The sequence below is a fragment of the Modicisalibacter sp. MOD 31.J genome (assembly GCF_020147985.1).
In the GTDB taxonomy this organism is placed as follows: Bacteria; Pseudomonadota; Gammaproteobacteria; order Pseudomonadales; family Halomonadaceae; genus Modicisalibacter; species Modicisalibacter coralii.
The window spans coordinates 168,130-188,076 of record NZ_JAGXFF010000003.1; the positions used below are offsets into that span (position 1 = coordinate 168,130).

Below are 19,947 nucleotides of genomic sequence, written 5' to 3' on the forward strand. Positions count from 1 at the left end.
TTGATGTCGGTCACGGGATGACGTGGGAACGCCTCGTCGGCGCGAATGCTGGGATACACTGGAGGCAATGCCGGCCGTGGGGGTGTCATGGACAAGCGCAACCAGATCCATCTGTGGTACGTGATCGTGGCCTTCGTCATGGTCCTGCTGATCCAGGATGCCTACCTGGAGTGGCGCTCCCGGGAACCGATCCCCTACTCCGAGTTCACCCAGCGGCTCGAGGCCGGCGACATCGCCACGGTCAAGATCGGCAGCGAGCAGATCACCGGCACCTTCAAGACAGCGCAGGACGACGGGCGAACGGGCTTCACCACCAATCGTGTCGACCCGGCGCTGGCCGCGACGCTCGAGAAGTACAGCGTGACCTTCGACGGCACCCGCGAGAACACCTTCCTCAGCACCCTGCTGTCATGGCTGATTCCGGTGCTGTTCTTCTTCGCGCTGTGGTCGCTGGTGATCCGGCGCATGGCCAACGGTCAGGGGCTCGGCGGGATGATGACCCTGGGCAAGTCGAAGGCGAAGGTCTATGTCGAGACGGCGACCAAGGTGACCTTCGCCGACGTCGCCGGGGTCGACGAGGCCAAGGACGAGCTCAAGGAGGTGGTGGCCTTCCTGCGCGATCCGCAGCGCTACGGCCGGCTGGGCGCCCATGTCCCCAAGGGCATCCTGCTGGTGGGCCCGCCGGGTACCGGCAAGACGCTGCTGGCGCGGGCGGTGGCCGGCGAGGCGGGCGTCCCGTTCTTCTCGATCTCCGGCTCGGAGTTCGTCGAGATGTTCGTCGGCGTGGGCGCGGCCCGGGTCCGTGACCTGTTCGAGCAGGCCGGCAAGGCCAAGCCCTGCATCGTCTTCATCGACGAGCTGGATGCCCTGGGCCGGGCCCGCGGGCCGAACGCGATGGGCGGCCACGACGAGAAGGAGCAGACTCTCAACCAGTTGCTCACCGAACTCGACGGTTTCGACACCGCCTCGGGGATCGTCCTGCTCGCCGCCACCAACCGCCCGGAGATCCTCGATCCAGCGCTGCTGCGCGCCGGGCGCTTCGATCGCCAGGTGCTGGTCGACCGCCCCGAGCGGGCGGGTCGCAAGGCGATCCTCATGGTGCACATCGGCAAGATCCAGTCACTCGCCGAGGACGTCGACCTCGACCACCTGGCGGCGCTGACCCCGGGCTTCACCGGCGCCGACCTGGCCAACCTGGTCAACGAGGCGGCGTTGCTGGCGACCCGCCGCGAGGCGGATGCCGTGAGCATGGCCGACTTCACCAACGCCATCGAACGCATCGTCGCCGGCCTGGAGAAGAAGAGCCGGCTGCTCAACCCCCACGAGCGCGAGGTGGTCGCCCATCACGAGATGGGCCATGCCCTGGTCGCTGCCGCGCTGCCGGGCATGGACCCGGTGCACAAGGTCTCGATCATTCCGCGCGGGGTCGGCGCGCTGGGCTACACCATCCAGCGGCCCACCGAGGACCGCTTTCTGCAGACCACCCATGACCTGGAGAACCGCATGGCGGTGCTGATGGGCGGGCGTGCCGCCGAGCGGCTGATCTTCGACGAGATCTCCACCGGCGCCGCCGACGACCTGGCCAAGGTCACCGAGATCGCCCGCCACATGGTCACCCGCTTCGGCATGGCCGACGACGTCGAGCAGGTGGTCTACGAGGAGGACCGCCACGCCTTCCTCGGCGATAATTACGGCCTGGCCCAGCCGCGCAGCTACTCCGAGGCCACCGGCCGCGAGATCGATCTCGCCGTGCGAGGCCTGGTCGACGGCGCCTATCGCCAGGCGCTACGTGTCCTCGAAGCCGCCCTCGACGACCTGCGCGCCGGCGCCGCCCTGCTGCTCGAGCGCGAGACCCTCACCGCGCAGGACTTTCCGCCGATCCAGCCGATGCAGGGCCGGGACGGCGGCAAGCGTCACGCCCCGGCATCGGCCGGGCAGGCGACGAGCGCCACCTCGGCTCGCCGGTGAGCGGCCGGGGTTGCGACGCCGCCGGGGCGGCCGCATATCCCCGACGAACCCCCGATACGGACCCCGTCATGTCCCTCGACACCACCGCGCTCAACCGCCGGATGACCCATTTCGACGCCCACGAGGACTTCTGGCTGTTCGGCTATGGCTCGTTGATCTGGAAGGCCGACTTTGCCTATCTCGAGCGCTGCCCGGCACATATCGTTGGCTGGACCCGGCGCTTCTGGCAGGCCTCCCACGACCATCGCGGCACGCCCCAGGCACCGGGACGGGTGGCCACCCTGGTCGAGTCGCCGGGCGAGCACTGCCACGGCATGGCCTACCGGATCACCCCCGAGACGCTCGCTCCGCTCGATCATCGCGAGAAGAACGGCTATCGCCGCGTGGTGACCGAACTGCATCTCGACGACGGCACCACGCATGAAGGGCTCGTCTATATCGCCAGCGAGGACAACGCCGCCTTCGCCGGACCGGCCCCGGAGCCCGAGATCGCCCGGCTGATCGACACCGCCCGTGGGCCCAGCGGCGCCAACCGCGAGTATCTGCTGAAGCTCGCCGCGGCGCTGCGCGACATGGGCCACGAGGACGCCCATGTCTTCGCCCTCGAGTCGCTGCTGAGATAGCCACGGATTGTCTCACTCAATCCAGGGCAAATTACTGATTGTAAGAAATCACGAACTTTTCTTTGTGTTGATAACATGAGTTATATAGACACCCTGCTATAGCTGTCACCGTGTGCGGCATCGGGCAGAGGAGGCCCGCCAGGGAAGACGAGCCACGGATGGCTCGGCAACCAGGGACGACGGGCAGGACGCCCGGAAGCATCCAGGGATGGGCGAGCAGGATGCTCGCTGGAACTACCAGGGACGGACGGGCAGGACGCCCGGCAGCATCCAGGGATGGGCGAGCAGGATGCTCGCTGGAATTGCCAGGGATGGACGGGCAGGACGCCCGGCAGAATCCACGGATGGGCGAGCAGGATGCTCGCTGGAATTGCCAGGGATGGACGGGCAGGACGCCCGTGAGAAACGGCAAGGATAGGCAATGCTTCGGCAGTCCCTGATGACCTGCAATCGGGGCTGCCCCCATTCACCGGTCGCAGGCCAATGGGCCGCTGGCGAAACCGGTTCGTCGACGTTTTCCCCCATGAGCGCAGGGTGAAACTGGCACATTGTTAAATTTTGTGTTCTAGTGTAACCCCGTCTTCGCGATCAGGAGGATCGCGAGGCAAGCAAGGAAGCTTTCGGCCAGGATGGCCGTCCCGCCGCCAGGAAGGCGCGGGAAGGACACGATGTCCCTCGTCAGGAAAGACGACCTGTACAGACGATCCCTGCGTATGCGCCCTGCCATCATTGGCAGGGCGCTTTTTTTGGGGTCATCACACCTCGCCGGGGATCGCCGGGCTACTGCATCAGCGCACCCGCCGCGTCGTCGTCGAGGCGAAAGCCGGTGACGCCGATCTCGGCTTCCAGGGCCAGCAGGTAGTGGCGCAGGGCACGGCGCGTGGCCTGTTCGCGCAGGGTATGGCGGACGCGCTCGGCGACCGCCTCGAAGGGCAGCGGGCGAGCGTCGCGGCGCTCATCGATACACACCACGTGCCAGCCGTAACGCGAAGCCAGCGGTCGGTCGTGCAGGCCCTCGGGCAGGGTCTGCAGCGCGCGGTCGAGTTCGGCGACGGTCTGGCCCGGGGTGAGCCAACCCAGTTCGCCGCCGCTTTCCTTCGAGGGGCAGGCGGAGTGGTGCCGGGCCAGATCGGTGAAGCGCTCGGGGTTCTCGGCGAGTTCGTCGATCAACGCCATGCCCCGGCGGTAGCCGGCATCGCGACCCTCGGCGTCGTCCGGGGCCGCCGCCAGCAGGATGTGACGCACCGACAGCCGCGCCGGTTCGCCGAAGCGCTCGCGGTGGGCGTCGAAGTAACGCCGGCAGTCGGCATCGTCGGGCTCGGGAATCGGCAGCTCGTCTTCCAGCAGGGCGGCGACGGCGGCTTCGTCGTCACCGTCCAGGCCCAGCACCTGCGCCCGCTGGCGCAGCAGCTCGCGGATCACCAGGGCCCGCAGCGCCCCCTCGCGGGCATCGTCGGCGCTGTCGGCCGGGTGGTGCTGCATCTCGCGGGCGATCTCGGCTTCGTCGATGGCGACCTCGCCGACGCGGATCGGCGCGCCGCCGCCCGGCAGGGTTTCGATGGCAATCTGTTGCATGGTCATGATCTCGAATAGCTCTCAAGGCGTTGCTGACGGAGAGGCCGGGGACAGGGTGGAGCGAGGGTCTTTTGCCATGGATGGCAAAAGTAGCGCCCATGGAAGGGTTCACAGCGCCCTCGCGAAACCCTATCCCCGGCCCTCGTCCCGCGGCTCATGCCGATGAAGTCTTCAGGCCCGGCGCCGGACAATCTGATACCGCCGCCCCAGATACCCCAGCGGCGCGCTCCATACGTGCACCAACCGGGTAAAGGGGAAGATCAGCACGATGGTCAGCCCCAGCAGGATGTGCAGCCGGTAGATCCAGCCCACCCCGGCGAGGTGCGCGGCGGCGTCGCCCTTGAAGAAGACGATCGACTGCGCCCACTCGGCGAGCCGCAGCATCACGCCGCCGTCCAGGTGATGCACGGCCGAACCGATGGTGCCCAGCCCCAGCATGACCTGCACCAGCAGCAGACTCAGGATCAGGTTGTCGCTGACACTCGACGAGGCGCGCACCCGTGAGTCGAAGAACCGGCGGTGCAGCAGAATCACCCCGCCGATCAGACACAGGACGCCGGCCACCCCGCCGACCACGATGGCGACGAGTTGCTTGGTGCCGGCGGCCATGAAGGGCGCGTAGACCCAGTGCGGCGTCAGCAGCCCCACCAGGTGGCCGAAGAAGATCGTCAGCACCCCGATGTGGAAGAGATTGCTGCCCAGGCGCAGGCGCCGCCGCGAGAGCAACTGACTGGAGCCGGTCTTCCAGGTGTACTGACCGTGGTCGAAGCGCAGCAGGCTGCCGATCAGGAAGACGCTGCCGGCGAGATAGGGATACAGGCCGAACAACAGGGTATCGAGATAGTTCATGACGGCTCTCCGAATGACGCTGAGACGCTGACGGGATCGAGGATGCGCACCGCCTCCTGCGGCGTGGCGCGCTTGCGTTCGGCGAGGCGCCGGCCTTCGGCGGACTGCAGCGCGCAGTCCTCGTCGGAGGCGGCGGAGAAGCGCACCGCCTCCTCCTCCCAGACGGCGTCCAGCGCCGCCGGGGTATCGTCGCGGGGCTCCTGCTTCGCCGGTTCACGGTGGACGGCGACATCCCCCTCGGCGCCGATCAGCGCCAGCAGCGCCAGCGGCACCAGGGCGTGGCCGGCCTCGCGCTCCTCGAGCCGGGCGGCGAGCCGCGCCAGGATGTGACGGATCTCGCCCAGCCAGCGACCGATCTCGGCGTCGTCGCGGGTGGACAGGTACTCGAGGAACAGCGGCAGATGGTCGGGCAGCTCGCGGGCGTCGAGTTCGAAGCCGGCGGCACGGTACTCGGCGAGCAGGTCGACCATCGCCTGGCCGCGATCGCGGGATTCGCCGTGGACGTGCTCGAAGAGCAGCAGCGAGGTGGCCCGGCCCTTGTCGAACAACGCCACATAGTCGGCCTGCAGATCGAGCAGCGGCGTGGCGGCGAGCCGCCGGCACCAGCCGACTAGCGCCTCGCGCAGCGCCGCCGGCAGGCGGCGCTCGGCGAGGAATATCGCCACCAGCTCGTCGGCGGCGAGACGCAATTCGGCCTCGGGATAGTCGAGCAGCCGCGCCAGGGCGAGCAGGCTGCGGCGGGTGGTGTCAGTCACGGGCGGTCTCCTCGACGTGCGGATCGTAGACGTTCACCGGCTTGACCAGGGTGGTGGTCTGCTTGCGGCCACCGAACAGGCTGGTCTCGTTGTCACCACCCTGGCAGCCGTTGCCGAAGCTGAAGCCGCAGCCGCCGCGCTCGGGGAAGGCCTCGCGGGCCAGTTCGCGGTGACTGGTGGGTACCACGAAGCGGTCTTCGTAGTCGGCGATCGCCAGGTAGCGGTACATCGCCTCGACCTGGGCTTCGCTGAGCCCCACGGCGTCGAGCACGGCCTGGTTCGCCTCGCCGTCGACGTGCTTGCCGCGCATGTAGACGCGCATCGCCATCAGCCGCTTGAGCGCCAGCACCACGGGGCCCTCGTCGCCGGCGGTGAGCAGGTTGGCCAGATACTGGACCGGGATGCGCAGCGACTCGATCTTCGGCAGCACGCCGTCGTCCTCGATGTGCCCGGCTTCGGCCGCCGACTGGATCGGCGACAGCGGCGGCACGTACCAGACCATCGGCAGGGTGCGATACTCCGGGTGCAGCGGCAGCGCCAACTGCCAGTCCATGGCCAGCTTGTAGACCGGCGAGGCCTGGGCGGCCTGGATCACGTTGTCGGGGATGCCGTCACGCCGCGCCTGGGCGATCACCTCGGGGTCGTTGGGGTCGAGGAAGATCTCGCACTGGCGACGGTAGAGGTCGCGCTCGTCGGCGGAGGCGGCGACCTCCTCGATGCGGTCGGCGTCGTAGAGCAGCACGCCCAGGTAGCGGATGCGCCCCACGCAGGTCTCGGAGCACACCGTCGGCTGGCCGGCCTCGATGCGCGGATAACAGAAGATGCACTTCTCGGACTTGCCGGACTTCCAGTTGTAGTAGATCTTCTTGTACGGGCAGCCGGAGACGCACATCCGCCAGCCGCGGCACTTGTCCTGGTCGATCAGCACGATGCCGTCCTCCTCGCGCTTGTAGATCGCACCACTCGGGCACGACGCCACGCACGCCGGGTTGAGGCAGTGCTCGCACAGCCGCGGCAGGTACATCATGAAGGTGTTCTCGAACTGGCCGTAGATATCGGCCTCGATCTGCGCGAAGTTGGCGTCGCGCCGCCGCTTGGCGAACTCGGTGCCGAGGATCTCCTCCCAGTTGGGCCCCCATTCGATGGTCTTCATGCGTTCGCCGGAGATCAGCGAGCGCGGCCGGGCGATGGGCTGGTGCTGGCCCTGCTTGGCGGTGTGCAGGTGCTGGTAGTCGAAGGTGAACGGCTCGTAGTAGTCGTCGATCTCCGGCAGGTCGGGGTTGGCGAAGATGTTCGCCAGCACCCGCCACTTGCCGCCGATGCGCGGCTCGATGTGGCCATCCTTGCGGCGCAGCCAGCCACCCTTCCACTTGGCCTGGTTCTCCCACTCCTTGGGGTAGCCGATGCCGGGCTTGGTCTCGACGTTGTTGAACCAGGCATACTCGACGCCTTCACGGCTGGTCCAGACGTTCTTGCAGGTGACCGAGCAGGTATGACAGCCGATGCACTTGTCGAGGTTGAGCACCATGCCGACCTGGGAACGAATCTTCATTTCACGGCCTCCTGTTCGTAGTCGTTGCCTTCGCCGTCCAGCCAGTCGACCCGCTTCATCTTGCGCACGACGACGAACTCGTCACGGTTGGAACCCACGGTGCCGTAGTAGTTGAAACCGTAGGCCAGCTGACCGTAGCCGCCGATCATGTGGGTCGGCTTGGGGCAGATGCGGGTCACCGAGTTGTGGATACCGCCGCGGGTGCCGGAAATCTCCGAACCGGGAATGTTCACCAGCCGCTCCTGGGCGTGGTACATCATCGCCATGCCGGTCTTGACCCGCTGGCTGACCACCGCACGGGCGGTGATCGCGCCGTTGGCGTTGTAGAGTTCCAGCCAGTCGTTGTCCTCGACGCCGATGGCGCGGGCGTCCTCCTCGGAGAGCCAGACGATCGGCCCGCCGCGGGACAGGGTCTGCATCAGCAGGTTGTCCGAGTAGGTGGAGTGGATGCCCCACTTCTGGTGCGGGGTGATCCAGTTGAGCGCGATCTCCGGGTTGCCGTTGGACTTGGGCGCATGGACACTGGCCACCGCCTTGGTGTCGATCGGCGGGCGGTAGGCCAGCAGGCTCTCGCCGAAGGCGCGCATCCAGGGGTGATCCTGGTAGAGCTGCTGGCGGCCGCTGACGGTGCGCCAGGGGATCAGCTCGTGGACGTTGGTGTAGCCGGCGTTGTAGGAAACGTGCTCGTCCTCGAGCCCCGACCAGGTGGGGCTGGAGATGATCTTGCGCGGCTGGGCGACCACGTCGCGGAAGCGGATCTTCTCCTCCTCCTTGGGCCGCGCCAGATGGGTGTGATCGCGCCCGGTCACCTTCGACAGCGACTCCCAGGCGCGCACCGCCACCTGACCGTTGGTCTCCGGGGCCAGCGAGAGGATGGTCTCGGCGGCGTCGATGGCGCTCTCGATGCACGGGCGGCCCTTGGCGGCGCCGTCGAGCTTGCGGCGATTGAGCCGGCCGAGCAGTTCCACTTCCTTGTCGGTCGTCCAGTTGATGCCCTTGCTGCCGTTGCCCAGCGCCTCGAGCGCCGGCCCCAGCGAGGTGAACCGCTCATAGGTGGCCGGGTAGTCGCGCTTGACCTCGACCAGGCTGGGCATGGTCTTGCCGGGGATCGGCTCGCACTCGCCGCGCTTCCAGTCCTTGACGTCGAGCTGGGCGAGCTCCCCCGGGGAATCGTGCTGCAGCGGCAGGGTGACCAGGTCGGTCTCCTCGCCGAGATGTCCCGGGCAGACCCGCGAGAATGCCTTGGCGATGCCCTTGTAGATCTCCCAGTCGCTGCGCGATTCCCAGGCCGGGTCGGTGGCCGCGGTCAGCGGGTGGATGAACGGGTGCATGTCCGAGGTGTTGAGGTCGTCCTTCTCGTACCAGGTCGCGGTGGGCAGCACGATGTCCGAGTACAGGCAGGTAGTGGACATGCGGAAGTCCAGGGTCACCAGCAGGTCGAGCTTGCCCTCGGCGGCCTCGTCGCGCCACGCCACCTCCTCGGGCTTGACGCCGTCCATGCTGCCCAGGTCCTTGCCCTGCACGCCGTGGTTGGCGCCCAGCAGGTACTTGAGCAGGTAGTCGTGGCCCTTGCCGGAGCTGCCCAGCAGGTTGGAGCGCCAGATGAACAGGTTGCGCGGGAAGTTCTGCGGGTCGTCCGGGTCCTCGGCGGCGAAGGCAAGCTTGCCCGCCTTGAGCTGCTGCACGGCGTAGTCCCTGGTGGACAGGCCCGCCGCCTCGGCGGCCGCGGCCAGGCGCAGCGGATTGGTGCCGAGCTGCGGCGCCGATGGCAGCCAGCCCATGCGCTCGGCGCGCACGTTGTAGTCGATCAGGCTGCCGCCGTACTGCCTGGGATCGGCTAGCGGCGAGAGGATCTCCTGGATCTCGAGCTTCTCGTAGCGCCACTGGCTGGAGTGGTTGTAGAAGAACGAGGTGCCGTTCATCTGGCGCGGCGGCCGCGTCCAGTCGAGGCCGAAGGCCAGCGGCAGCCAGCCGGTCTGCGGGCGCAGCTTCTCCTGGCCGACGTAATGCGCCCAGCCGCCGCCGCTCTGGCCCACGCAGCCACACAGGATGAGCATGTTGATCAGCCCGCGATAGCTCATGTCCATGTGGTACCAGTGGTTCATCCCGGCGCCGACGATGATCATGCTGCGGCCATGGGTCCTGGACGCGTTGTCGGCGAATTCGCGGGCAATACGCAGGCACTGCGCGGCGGGCACGCCGGTGATCTGCTCCTGCCAGGCCGGGGTGTAGGGGCGCACCTGGTCGTAGGCGGTGGCGCCGTCGTCCGCCACGCCCTCGTTACCGCTGAAACCGCGGTCGATGCCGTAGTTGGCGCAGGTCAGGTCGAACACCGTGACCGCCAGCACCGTGCTGCCGTCGCCACGGGTCAGGCGCTTGACCGGCAGGTTGTGGTGGAGCACGTCATCACCGGCGACGTGGGCGAAGTGTTCGTGCTCGATGCCGCCGAAGTAGGGAAAGGCGACCCGTGCCACGGCATCGTGGTGCTCGGCGAGGGTGAGCAGCGGCTCGATCTCGCGGCCCTCGGCGTCCAGCGGCTCGAGGTTCCACTTGCCCCGGTCGGCCTCGACGCCGTCCTGGCCCCAGCGGAAACCGATCGAGCCACGCGGCACCACCAGCCGGTCGCTCGTGACGTCCCAGGCGACGGTCTTCCACTCGGGGTTGTTGGCCTGGCCGAGGGCCTCGCTGAAGTCGCTGGCGCGCAACTGGCGCCCGGGGACGTAGCTGCCGTCCTCGCGGGGCTCGAGCTCGACCAGCATCGGCATGTCGGTGTAGCGGCGCACGTAGTCGGTGAAGTAGGGATCCTGGCGCTCGAGGTGGAACTCCTTGAGGATCACGTGGCCCATGGCCATCGCCAGCGCGGCGTCGGTGCCCTGCTTAGCGGACAGCCACTCGTCGGCGAGCTTGGCCACCTCGGCATAGTCCGGGGTGATGGCGACGGTCTTGGTGCCCTTGTAGCGCACCTCGGTGAAGAAGTGGGCGTCCGGGGTGCGGGTCTGGGGCACGTTGGAGCCCCAGGCGATCAGGTAGCCCGAGTTGTACCAGTCGGCGGATTCCGGCACGTCGGTCTGCTCACCCCAGGTCATCGGCGAGGCCGGCGGCAGGTCGCAGTACCAGTCGTAGAACGACAGGCAGACCCCGCCGATCAGCGACAGGTAGCGGGCCCCGGCGGCGTAGCTGACCATCGACATGGCGGGGATCGGCGAGAAGCCGATGATCCGGTCCGGGCCGTACTGCTTGGCGGTATAAACGTTGGAGGCGGCGATCAACGTCTCCATCTCTTCCCAGTCGGCACGCACGAAGCCGCCCAGACCGCGGGCCTTCTTGTAGCGTGCCGCCTTCGCCGGGTCCTCGACGATCGACGCCCAGGCGTCGACCGGGTCGGCGTGCTCGGCGAGCGCCTCGCGCCACAGCGCCAGCAGCGGCTTACGGATCAAGGGGTACTTGAGCCGGTTGGCGCTGTACAGGTACCAGGAGTAGCTGGCCCCGCGCGGGCAGCCGCGCGGCTCGTGGTTGGGCAGATCCGGCCGGGTGCGCGGGTAGTCGGTCTGCTGGGTCTCCCAGGTGACCAGGCCGTTCTTGACGTAGATCTTCCAGCTGCACGAACCGGTGCAGTTCACGCCATGGGTGGAGCGCACGATCTTGTCGTGCTGCCAGCGGGCCCGATAGCCGTCCTCCCAGTCGCGGGTCTCGTCGCGGGTCTCGCCGTGGCCCTCGGCGAAGTGTTCGGGGCGGCGGGTCAGGTATTTCAGACGGTCCAGAAAATGACTCATGGGATTTTTCTCCTCAACGGCGCGGGTTCATGACGACGCGGTCTGTGCCGGCGTCGCCCGCCCGGGCTCCTGAAAACGGATCTCGGCGTTGGCGCGGGTGTAGTAGAACCAGGTCAGGGCCACGCAGATCGCGTAGAAGGCGATGAAGCCGTACAGCGCCAGCTCGGCCCCGCCGGTCAGGGCGATGGAGCTGCCGAAGGTCTTGGGAATGAAGAAGGCACCGTAGGCGGCGATCGCCGAGGTGAAGCCGATGGTCGCCGCGGATTCCTTGTCGCTCTGCTGGCGCTGCGCCGCGGCGTCGAGTGACGGCATCAGTCGCGCCACTTCCTGGCGGAAGATCTCGGGGATCATCTGGAAGGTGCTGGCGTTGCCCACCCCGGTGAAGAAGAACAGCAGCAGGAACATGGCGAAGAAGCCCCAGAACGCACCCGGCTGGTCCTTGATGCCGAGGAAGAACAGCACCCCGGCCACGCAGACGATCATCGCCGCGAACACCCACAGGGTGACCCGGGCACCGCCGAAGCGGTCCGAGATCCAGCCGGTGCCGGCGCGGGACAGCGCGCCCACCAGCGGCCCCAGGAAGGCGAACTGCAGCACGTCGACCTCGGGGAACTGGTTGGAAGCCAGCAGCGGGAAGCCCGCGGAGTAGCCGATGAAGCTGCCGAAGGTGCCAGTGTAGAGCACGCACATCAGCCAGTTGTGCTTGCGCTTGAAGATCACCGCCTGATCCTTGAACGAGGACCGGGCACTGGCGATGTCGTTCATGCCGAACCAGGCCGCCACCGCGCCGATCAGGATGAACGGCACCCACACGAAGCCGGCGTTCTGCAGCCACAGGCGCTGACCGTCGTCGAGGGCCTGCGGCTCGCCGCCCAGCGCGCCGAACACCCCGGCGGTGATCGCCAGCGGAATCAGGAACTGCATGACGCTGACGCCCAGGTTGCCCAGGCCGGCGTTGAGCGCCAGGGCGTTGCCCTTCTCGCGCTTGGGATAGAAGAACGAGATGTTGGCCATGCTCGAGGCGAAGTTGCCGCCACCGAAGCCGCACAGCAGTGCCAGGATCAGCATCACCAGGTAGGGGGTCTCGGGATTCTGCACGGCGAAGCCGATCCACAGCGCCGGCAGCGCCAGCGAGGCGGTGGACAGCGCGGTGAAGCGCCGCCCGCCGACGATCGGCACCATGAAGCTGTAGAAGATGCGCAGCGTGGCGCCGGACAGCCCCGGCAGCGCGGCCAGCCAGAACAGCTGGTTGGAGGTGTAGTCGAAGCCCACCTGGGGCAGCTTGGCGACCACCACCGACCAGACCATCCACACTGCGAAGGCCAGCAGCAGGTTGGGGATCGAGATCCACAGGTTGCGGGTGGCGATGCGCCTGCCCTTCTCGGCCCAGAAGTCCGGGTCCTCGGGGCGCCAGTCCTGGAGCACGAAGCGGCTGGGGGTGGACAGCTCCGGCAGATCGCGGACCTCGCGGCCGTCCCGCCATTCCTCACGGCTGGCGCGCAGGATCGCGTAATGCATCCACGCCAGCGCCGCGCCGGAGACCAGCAGCAGCAGCATGAAACAGCTCTGCCAGATGCCCACCACGTCGTTGAGCATGCCGAAGGTCAGCGGCAGGAAGAAGCCGCCCAGACCGCCGATCATGCCCACCACGCCGCCCACCGCGCCGACGTGCTGCGGGTAGTAGCTGGGGATGTGCTTGAACACCGCCGCCTTGCCCAGCGACATGAAGAAGCCCAGCACCATGATCAGCGCGACGAAGCCGATCAGGTTCATGGCGAACGAGAACTCCAGCGTGCCGTCGACGCCCTGCACGCGGTAATGGGTCGGCGGGTAGCTGAGCAGGAAGGTGCAGACCACCGAGGCGATCAGCGTGGCGTACATCACCCGCCGCGCGCCGTAGCGATCGGAGAGCCAGCCGCCGAGGATGCGAAACAGCGACGCCGGGATGGTGTACAGTGCGGCGACGATACCCGCGGCGGTGATGCTCAGGCCGTAGACCTCGACCAGGTAGTGCGGTAGCCACAGCGCCAGGGCGACGAAGCCGCCGAAGACGAAGAAGTAGTACAGCGAGAAGCGCCACACCCGCAGTTCGACCAGCGGCGCCAGTTGCTGCTTGAGCGGCACGGCGTCGGTGCGACGCTGGGCGCTCTGCGGGTCGGTACGCGCCAGCAGCAGGAAGGCCACGCCCATCGCCGCCATGACCGTGGCGTAGACCAGGGCCGCGCCCTGCCAGCCCAGCGCCAGCAGCAGGAAGGGCGCGCCGAAGTTGGTCACCGCCGCGCCGACGTTGCCGGCGCCGAAGATGCCCAGTGCGGTACCCTGGCGCTCGGGCTCGAACCACGCCGAGGTGTAGGCCACGCCGACGATGAACGAGCCGCCGGCCAGGCCGATGCCCAGGGCGCCGAGCAGCAGCAGGGGGTAGCTGGTGGCGAAGGTCAGCAGATAGACACAGCCGGCGGTGGCCAGCATCAGCAGGCTGAACACCCAGCGCCCGCCGAAGCGGTCGGTGAGGATGCCCAGGAACAGTCGGCTGATCGACCCGGTGAGCACCGGTGTCGCCATCAGCAGGCCGAGCTGGGTGTCCGACAGGGCGAACTCCTGCTTGATCTGCAGACCGAGAATGGAAAACAGCGTCCACACCGCGAAGCAGGCGGTGAAGGCGACCGTCGAGAGTCCCAGGGCGCGATTCTGTTCGCGTCTCGCCGGGTTGTGGTCGTTGGCCATGGTCGTCCCCTCTGGCTCGGTGAAACCTCACGAGGAGCGCCATTCCAGAAGCGGGATGAAGGCTTGCCGCGGCAGACCCCACCGTCACCCGTGAGGCTCTGGAAGGAGCTCTGAGCGGACCTTGCTATAGTGGGCCGGGAGGCCCGTTGACCTGGATCAAGACGCCCCGGGCGGTCATCACCGACCCTGGCGGGGACTACCTCTTTCGAGGTAGCCGGCAGATTTCGACAAGCCACTGATTCGACGCCTCTTTTTTCCAGCCGCCCGGGGAGACGCGAGGGGCGGGGACAGAGGCGATTCATTGGAGGTAGGCAGCGCCCGACAGCCCATGGCCCACGCGATTACCCGTTCCCTGACCTTCCGCGCCGGCCTGGCGATGGCCGGCATCGTGCTGCTGGCGCTGACCAGCATGCTCGGCTCGATCGTCATCGCCGAGACCGCCAGCGGCGACGCGGCGGCGATCAACCAGGCCGGCGCCCTGCGCATGCAGGCCTACCGGCTGCTCGCCACGCGCCTGCAGTCCGGAGCCACGCCCGGGCAGCCGGCGGCGCAGATCGCCGCACTCGACCGCAGCCTGACCTCGCCGGTGATCACCGAACGCCTGCCGGACGACCGACAGCACCCGTTGACCCGGCAGTACCGCTCGGTCGTCGAGCAGTGGCGCGACCGGCTGCGTCCGCTGATGCAGGACGCATCGACTCCGCCGTCGATCGCCACCCGCCGGATCGGCGGCTTCGTCGATCAGGTCGACCGGCTGGTCGGTCAACTGCAGCGCGAGGCGGAGTCGCGCATCCAGCTGCTGCGCCTGTTTCAGGGCGTCATCCTGTTTCTGACGCTGGGCCTGGTGTTCCTGACCATGTACAAGCTGGCCACCGAGGTGATGCCGCCGCTACGCGACCTGCTCAAGGTGGTCGACCGCTCGCGGCGCGGCGACTTCGCCGGGCGCACCCACTACACCGCCGGCGACGAACTGGGCCTGCTGTCGCGCACCATCAACCAGATGAACGAGAGCCTGTCGCAGATCTATGGCGAACTCGAGGCACGGGTCGAGGCCAAGACCGCCGAGCTCCAGCGCAGCAACGAGACGCTCAACCTGCTCTATCAAACGGCCCGCCAGCTCAACGGGGCCCCCGCCGGCGACGCCAGGTATCGCCGCGTGCTCGAGCAGCTCGCCGCGGTCTCCGGGCTGGGGCCGATCACCCTGTGCCTGGCCCAGGCCGATGCCGAGCGCGCCTACCTGCGCCTGTCCACCCAGCCCGGCGACTGTCCCGACTTCTGCCGGGCGCCGGCCTGCAAGCCCTGCCTCGACGGCAGCGATGACACCGCTCCCTGGGTGTACCGGGTGCCGGTGAGCGAGGCCGGGCGCGAGTTCGGCGTGCTGTTGCTGCAGTATCCCCCCGACTCCCCGCCCCGGCGCTGGCAGCGCGACCTGGTGGAGACCATCGCCGGGCTGATCGGCACCTCGATCTCGCTGGCCCAGGGCTACGCCGAGCAACGCCGCCTGGCGCTGATGGACGAGCGCGCGGTGATCGCCCGCGAACTTCACGACTCGCTGGCCCAGGCGCTCTCCTATCTGAAGATCCAGGTCGCTCGCCTCCAGGCCCAGGCGCGTCGCACCGGCTCCGATGCCGACACCGAGGCGATCGTCGACGAACTGCGCGAGGGCCTCAACGCCGCCTACCGGCAACTGCGCGAACTGCTCAATACGTTCCGCCTGAAGATGAACGAACCGGGGCTGGAAGCCGCCCTGGAAGAGACGGTGCGCGAATTCGAGCGCCGCGGCGAGCCGATGATCCACCTCGCTTACCGCCTCGGCCATTGCCCGCTGTCACCCAACGAGGAAGTGCACACGCTGCAGATCGTCCGTGAGGCGTTGTCCAACGTCGTCCACCATGCCCGGGCGAGCCACTGCGAAGTCAGTCTGGCCACCGACGACCAGGGGCAGGTGGCGGTGAGCGTTCGCGACGACGGGGTCGGTTTCGGCGGGCAGGACAGCCAGCCCAACCACTACGGCACCATCATCATGCGCGAGCGCGCCGCGAGCCTGAACGGCCGGCTAGAGCTGCGCGAGCCCCCCGGGGGCGGCACCGAGGTGCATCTTTGCTTCACGCCGCAACTCCACCAGAAAGCCACTGCCCTGCCACTGCCGGGAGATGTCCGATGACCCCTGCGATCCTGATCGTCGACGACCATCCGCTGTTTCGCCGCGGCGTGCGCCAGTTGCTCGAGATGGACCCGGCCCTAGCGGTCGCCGGCGAGGCCGCCGACGGCGAGGCGGCGCTCGAGGCCGCCGTGCGCCTGGAACCGGCATTGATCCTGATGGACATGAACATGGCCCGGCTGGATGGCCTGGGCGCGCTGAAGGCCCTGCGCGAGGCCGGCATCGAATCACGCATCGTCATGCTCACCGTCTCCGATGCCGAGGAGGACGTGGTCGCCGCCCTGCGCGCCGGCGCCGATGGCTACCTGCTCAAGGACATGGAGCCCGAGGACCTGCTGGCGGCGATCAAGGAGGCCGCCGAGGGCCAGATGGCGATCAGCCCGCGACTCGCCGGCCTGCTGGCGCGGGCCCTGAGCGGCCCGCGTGCGGCACCGGGCGAAGACGTGCTGGCCTCGCTGACCGCCCGCGAGGGCGAGATCCTGCGCGCCCTGGCCCGCGGCATGAGCAACAAGCTGATCGCCCGCCGGCTGACGATCAGCGAGGGCACGGTCAAGGTCCACGTCAGGAACCTGCTCAAGAAGCTCGGTCTGCGCTCGCGGGTCGAGGCCGCGGTCTGGGCGGTCAACCACGACCTGGGCTGACCGGTCATCGCCTCAGCCATCGCCGCCGTCGGCCCGGGCCCGCACCAGCACCGGCGCGTAGCGTGCCAGGTAGAGGGCGAACGCCAGGCACCAGGCGAACACGGCGAGGTCCAGCGCAACGGGCAGGCTCTGCGGCCAGAGGGCCGGCAACAGGGCGCGCGCGACACCGGCCAACAGCATCAGTGCCAGGGCCGTGCCAATGCCCCGTGGCGCGACGATCGGCCGCCCGGTATGCCCCAGCGCCACCCGCGCCATCATCGCCAGCATCATGCTGGCCATGCCGCCCACGGTCAGCGCATGAACCGCCAGCGACAGGCTCACGATATGCCAGGCCGCCAGCGCCCACATCGACAGCCCCAGGCAGACGAAGCCATAGCTCAGGTGCAGGCTCCACAGCAGCGGATCGCGCCAGCCGTGCCAACCCGCCCAGCGCAGCCAGCGCACGAGATTGGCGAGCGCCGCCACCCCGGCGACCACGCCCCCGATGCCGGCCGGTACCTCGCCCCCCAAGAGGGCGGCCAGTTGCAGGCCAACCAACGCCGCGGCGCCACCGATCGCCAGCGCCTCCAGCACCACCGGCCGGCTCGCCTGGGACAAGCCGAGCCGCCGTGCGGTGAAGAAGGGGATCACCCGGCCGCCGAGGATCACCATCAGCAGCGTGATCAACAACACGGCCAGGTGCTCGCCACCGCCCAGCAGTTCCGGCGCGGCGCCATACAGCGCCAGGTGCGTGGCCAGGTTGGCCACGGCGAGCAGCGCGAGTACCGGCACGAAGATCAGGTTGCGCCACTGGCGGCAACGGATCACCGGCCGGGCCAGCAGCACCGCGGCGAGCGGCAGGAAGGCGATATCGACGACCGCCACGCCCACCGCCGGCATTCCCTGGGGGAAGGCAATCAACAGCCGCGCCGCCAGCCAGAGGGCGGCGAGCCCCAGCAGCGGCAACCCGGCGATCCCCGGCTGTCCGGTCCAGTTCCGTACCGCGGTGAGCAGAAACCCCACCACCACCGCCGCGGCGAAACCGAACAGCATCTCGTGCGGGTGCCACCACATCAGCCCGCCGTAGGGAGCGAGCACCACATAGCCGTTCCACACGCCGCCCCAGACCAGCATCGCCAGCAGCGCGAACGTCGCAGCAAGCAGAAAGAAGGGACGAAACGCCAATCGCCATAGCGGCGCCCGATGGGTCAGTTGCCTGGACAGCGACATCACTCGATCCTCCGCACGGTTTTCTTCACTACGGCAATCTGCGTGCCAGCCATCGATCGTGCTGAAATCCCCGCCAGGCAGGGCGTACAGCGGGCCGGGGGCAACGTTGAGGATCAAAATGACAATAAAATTCGAGTCGATAAGACAATGGCGGACAAAGGCTGTCGGAATGACACGCAACACCTGACTCGCTGGCCGCCATCGTGACTTGATTCACATCAAGCCGGCCGCAGATCGCCCGCCGTCTTCGGCGGTGCAGCAACCACCAATAAAACGACAAACCATTGTTTTAAAAAGATTAAATGAAGTGTTTCGGGGCAGCCTTGCGGCCCTGCAAGGCGCTGAAGAAAACACCGTTTCCGCCGATAATCTTGTAACATCGCTTTCGAAACGTCGTTACCGGGCCCCCCATGGACATCCTCAATCTGATCTTCCTGTTGACGCTGGCGGTCGCCGCCAGTCGTCCGCTCGCCAACCTCATCCCCCTGCCGCTGCCGATCCTGCAGATCCTGATGGGCAGTGTGCTGGCCCTGCCGCCGCTGGGCATGACGGTGGAGCTGGACCCGGAGATCTTCATGATGCTGTTCATTCCGCCGCTGCTGTTCTATGACGGCTGGAAGATCCCCAAGAAGGAGTTCACCGAGTACGGCGGCCAGATCGCCGCCATGTCGCTGCTGCTGGTGCTGCTCACGGTGGCCGTGGTCGGCTACGTCATCCACTGGCTACTGCCGACGATCCCGATGGCCGCCAGCTTCGCCCTGGCGGCCATCCTCTCGCCCACCGACGCCCTGGCGGTGATCGCCATCGCCCAGGGTCGCCTGCCGCGCCACATGGCGCATCAGCTCGAGGGCGAGGCGATGATGAACGACGCCACCGGCCTGGTGTCGTTCAAGTTCGCCATCGCCGCCGCCGTCACCGGCAGCTTCTCGCTGCTCACCGTCTCCGGGGAATTCCTGGTGGTGGCGCTGGGCGGGCTGTTGATCGGCGGCGGGCTGAGCTGGCTGGTGGGCAAGTTCAAGCAGTGGATGACCGCCCGCCACCTCTACGATTCGGCCACCTACGTGGTCACCATCCTGCTGCTGCCGTTCGCGGCGTTCTTCCTCGCCGAGCACGCCGGCATGTCGGGGATCCTGTCCGCGGTGGCCGCCGGCATGGTGCAGAGCCGCGTCGACATGCTGCCGGTCAAGACCAGCACGCGCATCCTCAACCGCAGCATCTGGGAGATGCTCGACTTCTGCTTCAACGGCGCGGTGTTCCTGCTGCTGGGCCTGCAGTTCCCGGGCATCGTCGAGCGCGTCTGGTCATCCGCCGGCCCGCAGGAGCTGGGCATCGTCACGCTGAGCGGCTATGCCCTGGCGCTGATGGGCGTGCTGCTGGTGATCCGCTTCGCCTTCGTCTACGTCTACCACTGGGCCGAGGAGCGCATTCTCCGGCTGCGCGGCAAGTCCGCCGAGAGCCAGCCGCGCCTGCTGGTCACGGCACTGAGCTCGGTGGCCGGCGTGCGCGGCGCGATCACCCTGGCGGGCGTGCTCTCGGTGCCGCTGCTGATCAACGGCGCACCCTTCCCGGGCCGCGACCTGATGATCTTCATCGCCGCGGCGGTGATCATCCTGTCGCTGCTGATCGGCGCGCTGGGGGTGCCCTATTTCATGCGCTTCCTGTCGCTCGACGACCTGGCTCAGCACGAACGCGAACTGGTTCGCGCCCGCCAGGCGGCCACCCAGTCCGCCCTCGACTGGCTGGAGAACCGGGCGGCCGCGACCGACGAAGAAGAAGCCGAACTGCATCGCTCGATCGCCGCGCATCTCATCGAATCCTACCGCCAGGAACTCCAGGCGATGACCCTGGAGCGCGATGAACGCGCCGAGCAGGCGCGCCGTCACCATACCCTGGAAACCGAGCTGCGCCGCCAGGCGATCGCCGTGCAGCGTCAGGAACTCTACCGCCTGCGCAAGCGCCGCCGCATCGACGAACCGATGCTGCAGACGCTGATCCGCGAGCTCGACTACGAGGAAGCGTCCCTGTCGTGACGCCGGGCGCGACGACCGGCAACGGTGCCGAGCGGATATCCCGCCCCGCACCGCTGCCGGTCATCACGCCCTTTCGCAAGCCCCCGG

Annotated in this window: 12 protein-coding genes; 5 read left to right on the forward strand and 7 right to left on the reverse strand. The window is 68.0% G+C overall.

Annotated features, from left to right (window positions below; genetic code table 11):
- The first annotated feature begins 87 nt into the window (after window positions 1–87).
- Window positions 88–1,968: an ATP-dependent zinc metalloprotease FtsH gene (ftsH, locus tag KGR00_RS11415; RefSeq protein WP_224418584.1), complete on the forward strand. Its 1,881-nt coding sequence runs from the start codon at window positions 88–90 to the stop codon at window positions 1,966–1,968.
- Window positions 1,969–2,036: 68 nt separating this feature from the next.
- Window positions 2,037–2,591 (forward strand): gamma-glutamylcyclotransferase, encoded by a 555-nt coding sequence (locus tag KGR00_RS11420; RefSeq protein WP_224418583.1) that lies wholly within the window; start codon window positions 2,037–2,039, stop codon window positions 2,589–2,591.
- A 780-nt stretch (window positions 2,592–3,371) separates the two neighbouring features.
- Here KGR00_RS11420 and KGR00_RS11425 read toward each other — a convergent pair.
- The 6 genes from KGR00_RS11425 to KGR00_RS11450 form a co-directional block, all read right to left on the reverse strand.
- Window positions 3,372–4,166 carry a peptidylprolyl isomerase gene (locus KGR00_RS11425; RefSeq protein WP_224418582.1) on the reverse strand — a complete coding sequence of 265 codons (795 nt, stop codon included), beginning with the start codon at window positions 4,164–4,166 and terminating at the stop codon, window positions 3,372–3,374.
- A gap of 171 nt (window positions 4,167–4,337) precedes the next feature.
- Window positions 4,338–5,015, reverse strand: coding sequence for a respiratory nitrate reductase subunit gamma (gene narI, locus KGR00_RS11430; RefSeq protein ID WP_224418581.1), 678 nt, complete (start codon window positions 5,013–5,015; stop codon window positions 4,338–4,340).
- The gene (narJ, locus tag KGR00_RS11435; protein WP_129141796.1) at window positions 5,012–5,770 is read right to left on the reverse strand and encodes a nitrate reductase molybdenum cofactor assembly chaperone; all 759 of its coding nucleotides are present in this window, start codon (window positions 5,768–5,770) and stop codon (window positions 5,012–5,014) included. Before narJ ends, narI begins: the two co-directional genes overlap by 4 nt.
- Window positions 5,763–7,322 carry a nitrate reductase subunit beta gene (gene narH / locus KGR00_RS11440; RefSeq protein WP_129141795.1) on the reverse strand — a complete coding sequence of 520 codons (1,560 nt, stop codon included), beginning with the start codon at window positions 7,320–7,322 and terminating at the stop codon, window positions 5,763–5,765. Before narH ends, narJ begins: the two co-directional genes overlap by 8 nt.
- Window positions 7,319–11,095, reverse strand: a complete 3,777-nt coding sequence (locus tag KGR00_RS11445; protein ID WP_224418580.1) for a nitrate reductase subunit alpha — start codon at window positions 11,093–11,095, stop codon at window positions 7,319–7,321. The genes narH and KGR00_RS11445 overlap by 4 nt, the downstream gene beginning before the upstream one ends.
- Before the next feature lie 27 nt (window positions 11,096–11,122).
- The gene (locus KGR00_RS11450; protein ID WP_224418579.1) at window positions 11,123–13,819 is read right to left on the reverse strand and encodes an MFS transporter; all 2,697 of its coding nucleotides are present in this window, start codon (window positions 13,817–13,819) and stop codon (window positions 11,123–11,125) included.
- Window positions 13,820–14,147: 328 nt separating this feature from the next.
- On the opposite strand from KGR00_RS11450, the gene KGR00_RS11455 reads away from it, so the two are divergent.
- Together KGR00_RS11455 and narL are read left to right on the forward strand one after the other, a co-directional pair.
- Window positions 14,148–15,983 carry a histidine kinase gene (locus KGR00_RS11455; protein WP_224418578.1) on the forward strand — a complete coding sequence of 612 codons (1,836 nt, stop codon included), beginning with the start codon at window positions 14,148–14,150 and terminating at the stop codon, window positions 15,981–15,983.
- Window positions 15,980–16,621 (forward strand): two-component system response regulator NarL, encoded by a 642-nt coding sequence (gene narL, locus KGR00_RS11460; protein WP_224418577.1) that lies wholly within the window; start codon window positions 15,980–15,982, stop codon window positions 16,619–16,621. The genes KGR00_RS11455 and narL overlap by 4 nt, the downstream gene beginning before the upstream one ends.
- A 12-nt stretch (window positions 16,622–16,633) precedes the next feature.
- On the opposite strand, the gene KGR00_RS11465 is transcribed toward narL, so the two are convergent.
- Window positions 16,634–17,830, reverse strand: a complete 1,197-nt coding sequence (locus KGR00_RS11465) for an NnrS family protein (protein WP_129141790.1) — start codon at window positions 17,828–17,830, stop codon at window positions 16,634–16,636.
- A gap of 410 nt (window positions 17,831–18,240) precedes the next feature.
- Between KGR00_RS11465 and KGR00_RS11470 the strand changes: the two genes are divergently transcribed.
- Window positions 18,241–19,860 (forward strand): Na+/H+ antiporter, encoded by a 1,620-nt coding sequence (locus KGR00_RS11470; protein WP_129141789.1) that lies wholly within the window; start codon window positions 18,241–18,243, stop codon window positions 19,858–19,860.
- Window positions 19,861–19,947: the final 87 nt, after the last annotated feature.